This is a genomic window from Paraburkholderia sp., from assembly GCF_028283785.1.
Lineage (GTDB): Bacteria > Pseudomonadota > Gammaproteobacteria > Burkholderiales > Burkholderiaceae > Paraburkholderia.
This window is the reverse complement of the sequence record NZ_JAPWKB010000005.1, coordinates 271,235-283,839: the sequence shown is the minus strand read 5'-3', so window position 1 is coordinate 283,839 and position 12,605 is coordinate 271,235. Positions and strand designations below refer to the sequence as shown.

Here is a 12,605-nt window from a genome sequence, read left to right as displayed (position 1 = left end):
GCCGATTCTACCGTCTAGTCACCTAACGCCATGCTCAGTACATTAGGCGAAGTGGACGCAACGCTTGCGCGCGTCGAATACGGAGAGCAGAAAATGGATTATCGGTATCTGGGCGGCAGCGCCCTCAAAGTGTCGCCGTTGTGCCTTGGCGCGATGATGTTCGGCGGTGAAACCGACGAAGCGACCTCGCAGCGGATCATCGCGAAAGCCTACGATCAGGGCGTCAATTTCATCGACACCGCCGACGTCTATCACGCGGGCCGTTCCGAAGAAATCGTCGGACGTGCGATTGCCGCGCATCGCGACGACTGGGTCATCGCGACCAAGTTCGGTTATCCCGGCTCGGGCGGGCAAGGTCCGAATCATCAGGGACAGTCGCGGAAGTGGATCATGCAATCGGTCGAGGCGAGCCTGAAGCGGCTCGGCACCGACTATATCGACGTGCTGTATTTCCATCGCGCGATCACCGATGCGCCGCTCGAAGAAGCGGTTCGCGCGATCGGCGACCTGATCCGTCAAGGTAAGGTCCGTTACTTCGGCGTGTCGAATTTCAAGGGCTGGCGCATCGCCGAGATCGTGCGACTCGCCGATCAGATGGGCATCGACCGGCCGGTGGCGAGCGAACCGCTGTACAACATCGTCGATCGCACGGCGGAAGTCGAGCAACTGCCGGCCGCCGCGCATTACGGCTTGGGCGCGGTGCCCTACAGCCCGTTGGCGCGTGGCGTGCTGAGCGGCAAGTATGCGGTCGATGCGCCGCCGCCCGCCGATTCGCGCGTCGCTCGCGGCGACAAGCGGATCCAGCAGACCGAGTGGCGTCCCGAGTCGCTGAAGATCGCGCAGACGATTGCCGGACACGCGAAAGCGCGCGGCACGACGTCGATTGCGTTCGCGCTGGCGTGGGTGTTGAACAACCGTTTCGTCAGTTCGGCGATTGCCGGTCCGCGCACCGAGGCGCAATGGGACAGTTATATCGACGCGTTGAGTCTGCAACTCGGCCCCGACGACGAAAAGCTCGTCGATAGTCTCGTGCCGCCCGGTCACGCATCGACGCCTGGTTACACCGATCCCGGCTATCCGGTCGAAGGCCGACGTATTGCGTGAGAGGCGGCGTGAGCGCTGGGTCCGGCGTCGCGATGCGCAGGCACTGCGCGGTCGGAAAGAGCCAGCTAGAATGGCTGTCTCTTCCGGTCGCCCGACACCATGATCACCTGCTATCTGCGCTACATCATCGACGCCCGCAAGCTGAAGGAATTCGAAGCGTACGGCAAGATGTGGATTCCACTCGTCGAGCGATTCGGCGGCACACATCATGGTTATTTTCTGCCGGGCGAAGGCGCAAACAACGTTGCGCTGGCGCTGTTTTCGTTTCCAGGTCTCGCCGCCTACGAAACGTATCGCACCGATTCGCTGACCGATCCCGAGTGTCAGGCGGCGTTTCGTTACGCGGAAGAAACCGGTTGCATCATCAGCTATGAACGCAGCTTCTTCCGGCCGGTTTTCGACTGAGCGCGCGCGATGAGCACGCCGTCCACGTCGCTGGCGACGCCACGTTTCTGGCGCGATGACGCGCTGCCGTTCATCGAAGCGCGCGCGATCGACGACGGTCGCAAGATCAGTTACGCATCGCATGCGCACGAGACGTTTTCGATCGGCGCGGTGACGGGCGGCGAAAGTGTTTACGTGAACGGCCGCGTGCGTCAGCGCGTCGGGCGCGGCGCGGTCGTGCTGATGAATCCGCATGACGTCCACGCCTGCAATCCGCTCGACGATCAGCCGTGGTCGTACCGGATGTTCTATCTCGACACTGCGTGGCTGACTGCGCTTCAGCATGAACTCGGTTTCAGCAGGAATCAGGGCTTCCGCGCGTTTTCGACGGCGGCAAGCCGCGATGCCGCGCTGTTCGCGCAACTCGACCAGCTGTACGACACGCTCGACGACGCGCGCATCGATACGTTGTACAAGCACAGCGCGATCGTCGAACTGTTCGAGCATGCGCATCGTTTGCTCAATCCGGCGCCCACGCAGCCCACCGAGGCGAATTACAAGCTCGCGCGCGCGGCGGACTTTATCCGCGCGCACTGCACGCAGCCGCTCAAGCTCGACGATATCTGCGCGGCGGCGGGGTTGTCGGCGTCGTATCTGATTCGCGCATTCAATGCACGTTACGGGATGACGCCGCATGCGTTCGTCGTCAATTGCCGGGTCGAATTCAGCCGTGCGCAACTGAAGCGCGGCCGGCCGATTGCGGCAGTCGCCGCCGATGCCGGCTTTGCCGATCAGGCGCATTTGCAACGCGCGTTTCTTCAACGCGTCGCGGCGACGCCGGGCCAATACCGCGGTTGAATGCAGCGGCCGGACGCGGTGTGCGGGCCGTTTGCAACCGTCAACTTTCCAGCAGATACAACGCGCTCGCAGCGAGTAGCGTGGCCATCGTCCGGTTGAATAGCCGCATCCGGGACGGTTCGTTCAGATGTCCGCGCAGCAGGGTTCCCGCAACCGCCCAGCACGACAGCGACGCGTAACAGATCACGAAGTAGAGCGCGGTGAAGCGCCACACCAGCAGCGTGTCGCCGTTCGACGCATACACGCCCATCCCCGCAATCGATGCCAGCCACGCTTTCGGGTTGAGCCACTGCATTGCCGCGCCGGACAGGAACGAAGGCGGGCGACGGCTTTTTTCGGGGCGGGGCGCGCCATCGTCGCTGGCGAGTTGCCATGCCATGTAGAACAGAAATGCGACGCCCGCCCACTGGATGCCGTGCGTGAGACCCGGCCAGCGGGCGAGGATCTTGTGCAAGCCCAAACCGGTCAGCAACAGCAGGAGCGTGAAGCCGAACGTTGCGCCGCTGACGTGGCGCATCGCGACGCCCAGGCCGCGTCGCGCGCCGGTGCTCAATGCGACCACGTTGACGGGGCCCGGCGTGATGGAACTGGCCAGCGCGAACGCGGCCATCGAGAGGAGCGGTGTCATGGGATGCCTTCGTGCTTCGAAAATGATCGAAGCGTGAAGGTAGGCAATCCCGTGTCACGCGTATTGAAGAAAATCACCCTCGACGGCCGCGCGTATCACGCGTGTGGCGTGCGTCGCGCGCGGGCGAATTGGCGTGGCTAGTCTGCGATGCGGAATTGTTCGAGGTTTTCGTCGCTCAGCCAGCGCGGACGCTTGCCGCGACCGCTCCATGTCGCGCCCGTGGCCGGATCGCGAAACTTCGGTGCTTGCGGACCGGTGCGGCGGTCGCTGGTCGAGCGGCGCTTGCCGAAGATGTCGTCGGCGGTGAAATTGAAATCCGCGACCGCCTGACGGACCTGCTCCAGCGCCGCAGTCCGTTCGACCGACTCCGCTTGGGCGATCTGTTCCTCGAGTGCGCGCTTTTGCTCCAGCAATTCCTTGTAGGTACTCACGATTTTTCCTTTTTAGTTGTAGGGATTTGACAATTTTACCTCGCTGTTTTGCGAATCAAGCGTGTCGGATAATGCTGATTTTTGCACGATCGCTGCCTGATTTTTGGCGTAAATGAGACAGCATCCTAGCGAGCGCGTGCTGGCGCGGGCTTTCGGCTGAATGGGCACAAACCCGATGTTGCAATGCAATATCGCTACGTCTATTCTAAAAACGGACTGGAACGAACTGGCGCCTGTTGGCGCGCCGGTTCTGGACCTACGGAGGCATTTATGGCGGATACGCGATGCTTGCCCGATCTGACGCTTCATGTATTCGAACAGGATGCCGGTTGGCACTGGGGATTGACGATCTCCAGAGCAAACGGAAACGGCAGCAAGGTCATCGCTTTCAATCAGGATGTGTTCGATTCCGAAGCGGCGGCTCGCGCGGATGGCGAAGAGGCATACCGGCTTGCACGCGCAGGCGGGATGCTGGAGTTGGCGATGGCTTAGGCGGCGTGCGCGGGGTGCGCGCGCCGGTTGAGTGGGTGTCCGGGCAGACGACGCGGCGATCAGCCGCCCTTGTGGTCTCGTTTCGTATCGCCTTTTACGTCCCGCAACGCGCGCTTGAACGCTTTCAGCGCTTTTGACGCGAACAACTGGTTTCGACCCATTTCACTCGATGCGGCGAGTTTTCCTGCGCCGACATAGCGCCGGAATGTCGACATCGACACTTCGAGATATTCCGCGGCTTCCGCCGACGTCAGTTCGGCATCGGCGAGATCACCAAACACTTCTTCATGCGTGAAATTGTCGTTATTGACCGTGGCTTCGCTCAGCAGCGAGAAGAACTTGATGCGCTCTTCGGTCGGCAGTTTCCGGAAGTCACCGTAGACGGCTTCGGCAGTAGGCAGGCTCATGGTGTTCTCACGATTTCAGGTAGTGCTTGAGGGCTTCGTAAAAGTTTTCGTGCGTCCCGGCCTGATAGAAATCGATCACGAGAAATTCGATATCGAAGCCTGTTTTCTTGCGCATGTCTGGCTCGGGCGGACGATAAGCGATCAGATATTGCTGGCGCCGAAACGTGAACTTGAGCACCCGGAAACCCGCAAGATCGCCCGTTTTTCGCTCGCCTATTTGCGGGTCGTTGCAGATGTCTTCGACGACATCTTCAATAGCGATGCGCAACGGCAACGATTGCTTCTTAAGAAACGACCGGAATGGAGCTTTGTAGTTTGCAATCATGTGGCACGTTATAAGCTCAAATGTGAGTCTATAACCTATCATGATTGTTATCAACTCAAAAATGAGCTGATAACATGCCTCGCTGGTCCGATGTCATGAAAGCGGGCTGCGGTGCGCCGCGTTACGCCCCCTAAATCACCATCTCCCGCGCCAACGCCGGTTTCTGCGCCAGCAGATTCGACAGCTTGCGCAACGCCGCGTCCAGCTGCCCGCGGCTCGGACACCCGCCCAGTGAAATCCGGATCGCGTTCGGCGGATTTGCGCCAGTGTGAAACGCGGTGGACGGCGTCACCACCAACCCTTCCGCCCGTGCCGCCGCCGACAGATCCTGCGCGCGCCAGTAACTCGGCAGCGTGTGCCACACGTGAATGCCCTCGCTCGCGGCCGCGCGCGTCGCGCCCGACAACGTGCCGGTCGCCATCCGCTGACGCACCCGTGATTCCGCCTGCACGCCGGCCAGCAACTGCGCCGCCGATCCGTCGTTGATCCATTGCGTGACGAGTGCCGTCGTCAGCGGCGACGTCAGCGAAAAGGTCCGCAGCGCCGCCAGAAACGCGTCCGCCCGTTCGCCGTCGGGCGCGACCAGAAACGCCGTCCGCAGACCCGGTGACAGACATTTCGATAGCGTCGACAGGTAATACACCTGCGACGGCATCAAGCGGGCAAGCGGCGGCGGCGCGTCGGCAGGAAATAGCCAGTACGGATCGTCTTCGACGATCTTCACGTTGCAACGCGCCGCCGTTTCGACGATAGCCGCGCGCCGCTGCGCCGGCATCGTGGACGTGGTCGGATTTTGCAGCGTCGGATTCAGATAGATCAGCCGCGCGTCGAAGCGGCGGCACGCGTCGTCGAGTGCATCGGGGCGCATGCCGTCCGCATCGACCGCGACGGTTTCGATCCGCCTGCCCAGTTGCTCGGCGGCCATCGGCAAACCCGGATAACCGAGCGGCTCCATCAGGATCACGTCGCCGGGTTGCGTGGTTGCGAGGATCAGCGCGGCGAGCGCGGCCTGCGCGCCCGGCGTCGCGACCACGCGCTCGCGATCGACGCGCCCGAGCATCGGCGTCAGCCATTGCGCACCCGCGTCGCGATCCGCGCGACTGCCGCCGCCGAGGTGATACGTCATCAACAGGTCGATGTTGGTGCGCATCAGCACTTGCGACATGCCTTGCCGCAGCAACGTCTCCATCTCCACACCATCCGGCGGCGGCGGAATATTCATGCTCAGATCGACGCTCTGCGTCAGTTCCACCTTCGGCGCGGCGATAAACGTGCCGAGCGTGCCGCGCGCTTCGATCAGCTGACGGCGGCGCGCCTCGGTAAAGCCGCGCGTCACCGTGGTCAGGTCGATGCCGAGCGCATCGGCCAACTGGCGCTGCGCCGGCAAGCGGTCGCCCGGCCGCAAGCTGCCGGTGGCGATCGCCGTTTCGAGAAATTTCACGATCTGAAGATAGCGCGGACCGCCGCCTGCGACGAATCCGCTGACCCAATCCGGCGCGTTGTATGGATCGTGTATGGCTGTCATTTTGCTTCCACTTCGCGGCATTCTGTCGCAGTTGTATGGATATTGTCTTTGTATACGATACCCGAAACGGTACGTAAATCCATACATTGTACTCTTGTAGGTAGATTGGGGAGAACCGCGTCCAAAGCCGCTTTCCGGGTCTGGCGGCGCGTCCTGATGCTCGCGAAAGGAATGGGTGCATGGATTGTGTGACCGGCAACCAAGGTACATGACATGCGGAATCCATCTTTAAGTAGAAGAACGCCCGCCAACGGGCCAGACGGGCTCACCCGTCCTCCGTCTTCCCCTGCCACTTTCGCGACCCTGCCGACACGCGGCCAGCGCGCGGCGCGCGTGCTGACGATCGGGGCGGCCAGTCTGCTCGGCGGTTGCAGCATGACGCTGTTCAATCCGAAGGGCGACATCGGCGCGCAGGAAAAGGACCTGATCCTGCTGGCATTGGGGCTGATGCTGCTGGTCGTGGTGCCGGTGATCCTGCTGACGCTTTACTTCGCGTGGCGGTATCGCGCGTCGAACACGAACGCCACCTACGCGCCGAAGTGGTCGCATTCCACGGCGATCGAAATCGTGGTGTGGGTGATTCCGTGCGTGATCGTGGCGATTCTCGCCGCCGTGATCTGGCGCACCACGCATAGCCTCGATCCGTCGCAACCCATCGAGTCGCAGAACAAGCCGCTGCACGTCGAAGTCGTCGCGCTGAACTGGAAGTGGCTGTTCATCTATCCGGACTACGGCGTCGCGTCGGTCAACCAGCTCGCGATTCCCGTGGACACGCCCGTCGTGTTCGACATCACCGCCGAATCGCTGATGAATTCGTTTTTCATCCCGCAACTCGGCGGACAGATCTACGCGATGTCGGGCATGAAGACACAACTGAACCTGATCGCCAACGTACCCGGCGTCTACGAAGGCCGATCGTCGGCGTATAGCGGACCGGGTTTCTCGGACATGCACTTCGACACGCTTGCCACCAGCCGCGCCGATTTCGACGCATGGATCGCGAGCGCGAAGCAGTCGCCGCTGTCGCTCGACACAGCCACCTATTCGTCGCTTGAAAAACCCAGTCAGAAAGATCCGGTGACGCGCTACGCGCACGTCTCGCCGGGTCTGTTCGACGACATCGTCGGTCAGTACATGCACGGCGCGGCGCGCGCCCCGATCTGCGGGACCGCCGCGACCGCCGCCGTTGCCATCGAACGTACCGGAGCCCAATCGCCAGCCGTCAAGGCTGTGGAGTAGTCATCATGTTTGGAAAACTTAACCTGGACGCGGTCCCGTACCACGAACCGATCATCATGGGCACGCTGGCGGTGGTCGTCGTGTTCGGCGCCGCGCTGCTGGCGGCGGTGACGTACGCGGGCAAATGGCCTTATCTGTGGCGCGAATGGTTCACGTCGGTGGATCACAAACGCATCGGCATGATGTACATCCTGCTCGCACTCGTGATGCTGCTGCGCGGCTTTGCCGACGCGATCATGATGCGCGCGCAACAGGCGCTCGCCTACAACGACGCGGCCGGCTATCTGCCGCCGCATCACTACGATCAGATCTTCACCGCACACGGCGTGATCATGATCTTCTTCGTCGCCACACCGCTGATTCTCGGACTGATGAACGTGGTCGTGCCGTTGCAGATCGGCGCGCGCGACGTCGCCTATCCGTTCGTCAATTCGCTGAGCTTCTGGATGGCGGCCGTCGGCGCGGTGCTGGTGATGATGTCGATGTTCGTCGGCGATTTCGCCGCGACCGGCTGGGTCGCGTATCCGCCGTTGTCGGAGCTCGGTTATAGCCCGACTGTCGGCGTCGATTACTACATATGGTCGCTGCAGATATCCGGGCTCGGCACTACGCTGACCGGTATCAACTTCATCGTGACGATCCTGCGCATGCGTGCGCCCGGTTTGACGCTGATGAAGATGCCGGTGTTCGTGTGGACTGCGCTGATCACCAATATCCTGATCGTCGCCGTGTTCCCGGTGTTGACCGGCACGCTCGCGCTGCTCGCCGCAGACCGCTATCTCGGCATGCACTTCTTCACGAACGAGCTGGGCGGCAACGCGATGATGTACATCAACCTGATCTGGGTGTGGGGCCATCCTGAGGTGTACATCCTGATCCTGCCGTGTTTCGGCGCGTTCTCCGAGATCATCTCGACGTTCTCCGGCAAGCCCTTGTTCGGCTACAAGTCGATGGTGTATGCAACGGCGTCGATCGGCATTCTGTCGTTCTTCGTGTGGCTGCATCACTTCTTCACGATGGGTTCGGGCGCGAACGTCAACGCGTTCTTCGGGATCATGACGTCGATCATCGCGATCCCGACCGGCGTAAAGCTGTTCAACTGGCTGTTCACGATGTTCCGTGGCCGCATCCGTTATCACACGTCCACGCTGTGGACGATCGGCTTTATGGTCACGTTTGCGGTGGGCGGTATGACGGGCGTGTTGCTGGCCGTGCCGGGCGCGGATTTCGTGCTGCATAACAGCCTGTTTCTGGTCGCGCACTTCCACAACGTGATCATCGGCGGCGTGGTGTTCGGCTGTCTCGCGGGCATCAGTTTCTGGTTCCCGAAAGTGTTCGGTTTCACGCTCGACGAATTCTGGGGGAAGGTGTCGTTCTGGTGCTGGCTGGTGGGCTACTGGCTCGCGTTCACGCCGCTGTATATCCTCGGTTTCGAAGGGATGACGCGTCGCATGAATCACTACGCGGTGCCGGAATGGCACAAGTGGCTGGTGATCGCGTTGATCGGCGCGCTGTTCATCGCAGCGGGTATCGCCGCGATGATCATCCAGTTCGTCGTCAGCATCCGCAATCGCGACGCCAATCGCGACGTGACCGGCGACCCGTGGAATGGCCGCAGCCTCGAATGGTCGACTGCATCGCCGGCGCCGTTCTACAACTTCGCGCATGTGCCGGTGATCTCGTCGCTCGAACAGCATTGGGACGACAAGGAAGCGGGCCGCGCATACGTCGCGCCCGACCCGGACAGCTACGAAGACATCCATATGCCGCGCAACACCGGCGCGGGCGTGATCATCTCGGCGTTCAGCCTGCTGCTGTGCTTCTCGCTGGTGTGGCACATGTGGCTGTTCGCGGCGGTCGGCCTCGTCGGCATGATCGCGACGTTCATCGTTCGCAGCTACAACCAGGATGTGGACTACTACGTGCCGGCGGCTGAAGTCGCCCGGATCGAAAGCGCGCGCTACGCGCAGATGAGCGAGGTCGCCTGACCATGACCCAACTTGCAACGCATCACGGCCACGGCGATGCCGCCGGGCCTCACGACTCACACCACGAACACGACGACGGCGCCAAAACCACGTTCGGGTTCTGGATCTACCTGATGAGCGACTGCCTGATCTTCGCGACGCTGTTCGCGACCTTCGGCGTGCTGGCGAATGCCACGGTCGATGGACCGACCGGCAAAGGACTGTTCGAGCTGCCGTACGTGCTCGGCGAAACGCTGTTGCTGCTGATCAGCAGCTTCACGTTCGGCGTGGCGATGCTGGCGATGCAGGCGCGTCGCCAGGCGCAGGTGATCGGCTGGCTGGCCGTGACCTTCGTGTTCGGCGCGGGCTTCATCGCGATGGAACTGGTGGAGTTCGCGAAGCTGATCGAAGAGGGCGCGGGGCCGCACGTCAGCGCGTTTCTGTCGTCGTATTTCGTACTGGTCGGCACACACGGCATTCACGTCACATGCGGCTTGCTGTGGATCGCCGTGATGATGCATCAGGTCTACACGTTCGGACTGACGGGCGTGACACGTCGCCGGCTGGCGTGTCTCAGTCTGTTCTGGCACTTCCTGGATCTGATCTGGATCTGCGTGTTCACCTTTGTCTATCTGCGCGAGTTTGTATGAGCAAGTCTTCTCAATCCGATGCTGCGCACGGCAGCCTGAAAAGTTATGTGGTCGGCGTGGTGTTGTCGCTGATACTGACGTTGGCGTCGTTCGGCGCGGTGATGACCGATCTCGTGCCGCGCGGTTACGGGCTGGCGGTGATCGTCGTGCTGTGCGTGACGCAACTGGTCGTGCAACTGGTGTTCTTCCTGCACATTGGTGCGTCGCGCGATCAACGCGCGAATACCGGCATCTTTATCTGCACCGCGTTTCTGATTGCGGTGATCGTCGGGCTGTCGTTGTGGGTGATGCACAACGCCAACCAGAACATGATGCCGACGCATATGACCGTCGAGCGCGCTATCGCCCGCGACTGATCGCGTCGTCGAAGTTCTCCGTCAAGTAAAAAAAGCCGTGCCGATGACCGGCACGGCTTTTTTAATACGCAAGGAGCGGCGTGAATCAGCCGCGAATCGCGCGTCGCCAGATGCCGGGCGGTGTCCCGACGATTTGCGAGAACGTGCGGGAGAAATGGCTTTGATCGGAGAAGCCGCACGTCATGGCGATGTCGGCCAGCGAACGGTCCGAATGCTTGAGCAGTTCGCGCGCGCTTTCGATCCGCTGTTCGAGCAACCACCGATGCGGCGTGCGGTGGGTTGTCTCGCGAAATGCGCGGATAAAGTAGCTGCGCGACAGATTGCATGCGGCGGCGATCTCACCGATGCTCAGCGCGCGTTGCGTGTTGCCGATCAGCATGTCTTTCGCGCGCGATTCCTGGAGGCTGGACAGCCGACGGGTTTTTCCGTCGGCCTGTGACGTGACGCCGCCGTATTGATCGATGATATGCGTGCCGATGGTCACGCCCAACTGCTCGACAAATAGCGGACTCGCCTCGCGCTGGTGTTCCAGCGTCAACGCGAGTACTTGCGCAAAATGGCCGAGCACCATGTCTTTGTGTCCGGTGGTTGCAGAAAACCCGCCGGATTGAGCGCTGCTACGTTCGTAACGGGTATTGGCGATAAATGCGCGCGACATTTCGATCAGGATGAAATCGAATGCGCCGTGCATGTCGGCTTTATAGTCGTCGGAGAAATCGCGGACGTAGACCGAGTCGCGTTCGAATTGATGCGCTTGCGAACGGTGACCGCTCACGATGCGGCGGCGATGCCCTGCGGCAAGCGAAACACCCACCAGCACGCCACGGTCGGAAGCCGGGGTTGCCACCGCACTCAAGCGGTCGTTATGCGTGCATTTGCGATAAAACCGGAACTCGCCGGTATGCAGTTCCTGGTCTTTATGGAGCTTGTTGGACAGACACCCCAACGAGTCTTGCGGACGTACTGTCCCGGCGGCCGGCGTGTCCGTGTCGTTCAACATGATTGGCAGCCTCCGGGTCAACGCGTGAGTCAGATCGTAGGCTATCTTACCGAAGATTGCCCGACCGTGAGCGACGCGCATTTGACCGGTTTTCACTGCACTCGCTTAATTCGCCGGGATGAACTCGCTGATAAGCCGTTGGATCAGGAAAATTCGCCCCAGAATCGGGCATCGGATTTTGTCTTGTCCGACGCCTGCCTGGCGCGACGGGCATGACCCGGGCGCCGGCAGGCGAAGCATCAGCTTTGCAGGAATGCCAGCAGGTCGGCGTTGACCTTGTCGGCTTCGGTCGTGCACATGCCGTGCGGTGCGCCCGGATAGACCTTCAGCGTGGCGTTTTTCACCAGCTTGGCCGACAGTCGGCCCGCGTCGTCGATCGGCACGATCTGGTCGTCGTCGCCGTGCAGGATCAGCGTCGGCACGTCGATCTTCTTCAGGTCGGCGGTGTAGTCCACTTCCGAAAACTGCTTGATGCACTCGTATTGTCCGAGGATCGATCCGAGCATGCCTTCGCGCCAGAATTCGTCGATCGTGCCTTGCGAGACTTTCGCGTTCGGACGGTTGAAGCCGTAGAACGGCATCGCCAGATCCTTGAAGAACTGCGAGCGGTTGTTCGCCACACCCGCGCGAATGCCGTCGAACACCGACATCGGCAGGCCGCCCGGGTTGCTCTCGGTCTTCAGCATGATCGGCGGCACCGCGCCGATCAGCACGGCCTTCGCCACCCGCGCGCTGCCATGACGGCCGATGTAATGCGCGACTTCGCCGCCGCCCGTCGAATGGCCGACCAGCGTCGCGCCCTTCAGGTCGAGCGCGTCGATCACGGTGGCGAGGTCGTCGGCGTAGGTATCCATGTCGTTGCCGTACGACGGTTGATCCGAGCGGCCATGACCGCGACGGTCATGCGCAATCACCCGATAGCCCTTCTGCACGAGGAACAGCATCTGCGCGTCCCACGCGTCGGCGTCGAGCGGCCAGCCGTGCGAGAACACCACCGGCTTGCCGGTGCCCCAGTCCTTGAAGAAAATCCGCGTGCCGTCTTTGGTCGTCACGCTGTTCATCGCGTGGCGCGTGCCATGCGGATGCTTGCCGCCATGCGCGGCGTCGTTGGACGACGCCGCTGCCATGGCGACGCCAGGGGCAGCCATCGCGGCGATTGCGGCACCTGCCGCGCCTGCGCCGGCAACCAGCAATTGACGGCGGTTCGCCGACGGAATTCCGGAATCGGTAGTCAAGTGA

15 protein-coding genes are annotated in these 12,605 nt (G+C 61.7%); 8 read left to right on the top strand and 7 right to left on the bottom strand.

Translation table 11 applies throughout. The features are described from left to right. Nucleotides 1–93 precede the first annotated feature (93 nt). The 3 genes from PW947_RS05305 to PW947_RS05295 all read left to right on the top strand — a co-directional run bounded on the left by PW947_RS05305 (nucleotide 94) and on the right by PW947_RS05295 (nucleotide 2,346). Entirely contained in the window at nucleotides 94–1,104 is a 1,011-nt protein-coding gene (locus tag PW947_RS05305; protein ID WP_299630589.1) for an aldo/keto reductase, read from the top strand. A 99-nt stretch (nucleotides 1,105–1,203) separates the two neighbouring features. Continuing rightward, nucleotides 1,204–1,509 carry an NIPSNAP family protein gene (locus PW947_RS05300; RefSeq protein WP_299630020.1) on the top strand — a complete coding sequence of 102 codons (306 nt, stop codon included), beginning with the start codon at nucleotides 1,204–1,206 and terminating at the stop codon, nucleotides 1,507–1,509. Nucleotides 1,510–1,518: 9 nt separating this feature from the next. After that, the gene (locus PW947_RS05295) at nucleotides 1,519–2,346 is read left to right on the top strand and encodes an AraC family transcriptional regulator (RefSeq protein WP_299630019.1); all 828 of its coding nucleotides are present in this window, start codon (nucleotides 1,519–1,521) and stop codon (nucleotides 2,344–2,346) included. Nucleotides 2,347–2,386: 40 nt separating this feature from the next. Here PW947_RS05295 and PW947_RS05290 read toward each other — a convergent pair whose 3' ends face one another. Both PW947_RS05290 and PW947_RS05285 read right to left on the bottom strand, forming a co-directional pair. Next, nucleotides 2,387–2,974 carry a LysE family translocator gene (locus tag PW947_RS05290; protein WP_299630018.1) on the bottom strand — a complete coding sequence of 196 codons (588 nt, stop codon included), beginning with the start codon at nucleotides 2,972–2,974 and terminating at the stop codon, nucleotides 2,387–2,389. 137 nt (nucleotides 2,975–3,111) lie between these two features. Continuing rightward, complete coding sequence (locus PW947_RS05285) at nucleotides 3,112–3,405, bottom strand: H-NS histone family protein (RefSeq protein WP_366146092.1); 294 nt, start codon at nucleotides 3,403–3,405, stop codon at nucleotides 3,112–3,114. 270 nt (nucleotides 3,406–3,675) lie between these two features. Between PW947_RS05285 and PW947_RS05280 the strand changes: the two genes are divergently transcribed. Further along, complete coding sequence (locus tag PW947_RS05280) at nucleotides 3,676–3,897, top strand: hypothetical protein (protein ID WP_299630017.1); 222 nt, start codon at nucleotides 3,676–3,678, stop codon at nucleotides 3,895–3,897. A gap of 59 nt (nucleotides 3,898–3,956) precedes the next feature. On the opposite strand, the gene PW947_RS05275 is transcribed toward PW947_RS05280, so the two are convergent. The 3 genes from PW947_RS05275 to PW947_RS05265 all read right to left on the bottom strand — a co-directional run bounded on the left by PW947_RS05275 (nucleotide 3,957) and on the right by PW947_RS05265 (nucleotide 6,154). Continuing rightward, nucleotides 3,957–4,304: a helix-turn-helix domain-containing protein gene (locus tag PW947_RS05275; protein WP_299630016.1), complete on the bottom strand. Its 348-nt coding sequence runs from the start codon at nucleotides 4,302–4,304 to the stop codon at nucleotides 3,957–3,959. 7 nt (nucleotides 4,305–4,311) lie between these two features. After that, nucleotides 4,312–4,629 (bottom strand): type II toxin-antitoxin system RelE/ParE family toxin, encoded by a 318-nt coding sequence (locus PW947_RS05270; RefSeq protein WP_299630587.1) that lies wholly within the window; start codon nucleotides 4,627–4,629, stop codon nucleotides 4,312–4,314. 130 nt (nucleotides 4,630–4,759) lie between these two features. Further along, nucleotides 4,760–6,154 carry a PLP-dependent aminotransferase family protein gene (locus tag PW947_RS05265; RefSeq protein ID WP_299630015.1) on the bottom strand — a complete coding sequence of 465 codons (1,395 nt, stop codon included), beginning with the start codon at nucleotides 6,152–6,154 and terminating at the stop codon, nucleotides 4,760–4,762. 333 nt (nucleotides 6,155–6,487) lie between these two features. Here PW947_RS05265 and cyoA point away from each other — a divergent pair, with 333 nt between their 5' ends. From cyoA to cyoD, 4 genes are read left to right on the top strand one after another with little or no spacing between them, the layout of a single operon-like run. Next, nucleotides 6,488–7,393 carry a ubiquinol oxidase subunit II gene (gene cyoA, locus PW947_RS05260; RefSeq protein ID WP_299630014.1) on the top strand — a complete coding sequence of 302 codons (906 nt, stop codon included), beginning with the start codon at nucleotides 6,488–6,490 and terminating at the stop codon, nucleotides 7,391–7,393. Between the two features lie 5 nt (nucleotides 7,394–7,398). Then, nucleotides 7,399–9,381, top strand: a complete 1,983-nt coding sequence (gene cyoB / locus PW947_RS05255) for a cytochrome o ubiquinol oxidase subunit I (RefSeq protein ID WP_299630013.1) — start codon at nucleotides 7,399–7,401, stop codon at nucleotides 9,379–9,381. Between the two features lie 2 nt (nucleotides 9,382–9,383). Beyond that, nucleotides 9,384–10,010 (top strand): cytochrome o ubiquinol oxidase subunit III, encoded by a 627-nt coding sequence (cyoC, locus tag PW947_RS05250; protein WP_299630012.1) that lies wholly within the window; start codon nucleotides 9,384–9,386, stop codon nucleotides 10,008–10,010. Then, nucleotides 10,007–10,366: a cytochrome o ubiquinol oxidase subunit IV gene (cyoD, locus tag PW947_RS05245; protein WP_299630011.1), complete on the top strand. Its 360-nt coding sequence runs from the start codon at nucleotides 10,007–10,009 to the stop codon at nucleotides 10,364–10,366. Before cyoC ends, cyoD begins: the two co-directional genes overlap by 4 nt. 85 nt (nucleotides 10,367–10,451) lie before the next feature. On the opposite strand, the gene PW947_RS05240 is transcribed toward cyoD, so the two are convergent. Further along, a complete protein-coding gene (locus PW947_RS05240) occupies nucleotides 10,452–11,366 on the bottom strand; it encodes an AraC family transcriptional regulator (RefSeq protein WP_299630010.1) in 915 nt (304 codons plus the stop codon). A gap of 239 nt (nucleotides 11,367–11,605) precedes the next feature. Continuing rightward, nucleotides 11,606–12,427 carry an alpha/beta hydrolase gene (locus PW947_RS05235; protein WP_299630585.1) on the bottom strand — a complete coding sequence of 274 codons (822 nt, stop codon included), beginning with the start codon at nucleotides 12,425–12,427 and terminating at the stop codon, nucleotides 11,606–11,608. Nucleotides 12,428–12,605 lie beyond the last annotated feature (178 nt).

What these genes read in the sequence shown, in the direction of transcription:
- PW947_RS05290 (WP_299630018.1), bottom strand. Translation starts at nt 2,974, where the DNA reads ATGACACCGCTCCTCTCGATGGCCGCGTTCGCGCTGGCCAGTTCCATC.
- PW947_RS05300 (WP_299630020.1), top strand. Translation starts at nt 1,204, where the DNA reads ATGATCACCTGCTATCTGCGCTACATCATCGACGCCCGCAAGCTGAAG.
- PW947_RS05295 (WP_299630019.1), top strand. Translation starts at nt 1,519, where the DNA reads ATGAGCACGCCGTCCACGTCGCTGGCGACGCCACGTTTCTGGCGCGAT.
- PW947_RS05270 (WP_299630587.1), bottom strand. Translation starts at nt 4,629, where the DNA reads ATGATTGCAAACTACAAAGCTCCATTCCGGTCGTTTCTTAAGAAGCAA.
- PW947_RS05235 (WP_299630585.1), bottom strand. Translation starts at nt 12,427, where the DNA reads ATGAACAGCGTGACGACCAAAGACGGCACGCGGATTTTCTTCAAGGAC.
- PW947_RS05275 (WP_299630016.1), bottom strand. Translation starts at nt 4,304, where the DNA reads ATGAGCCTGCCTACTGCCGAAGCCGTCTACGGTGACTTCCGGAAACTG.
- cyoD (WP_299630011.1), top strand. Translation starts at nt 10,007, where the DNA reads ATGAGCAAGTCTTCTCAATCCGATGCTGCGCACGGCAGCCTGAAAAGT.
- PW947_RS05240 (WP_299630010.1), bottom strand. Translation starts at nt 11,366, where the DNA reads ATGTTGAACGACACGGACACGCCGGCCGCCGGGACAGTACGTCCGCAA.
- PW947_RS05280 (WP_299630017.1), top strand. Translation starts at nt 3,676, where the DNA reads ATGGCGGATACGCGATGCTTGCCCGATCTGACGCTTCATGTATTCGAA.
- PW947_RS05305 (WP_299630589.1), top strand. Translation starts at nt 94, where the DNA reads ATGGATTATCGGTATCTGGGCGGCAGCGCCCTCAAAGTGTCGCCGTTG.
- cyoB (WP_299630013.1), top strand. Translation starts at nt 7,399, where the DNA reads ATGTTTGGAAAACTTAACCTGGACGCGGTCCCGTACCACGAACCGATC.
- PW947_RS05265 (WP_299630015.1), bottom strand. Translation starts at nt 6,154, where the DNA reads ATGACAGCCATACACGATCCATACAACGCGCCGGATTGGGTCAGCGGA.
- cyoC (WP_299630012.1), top strand. Translation starts at nt 9,384, where the DNA reads ATGACCCAACTTGCAACGCATCACGGCCACGGCGATGCCGCCGGGCCT.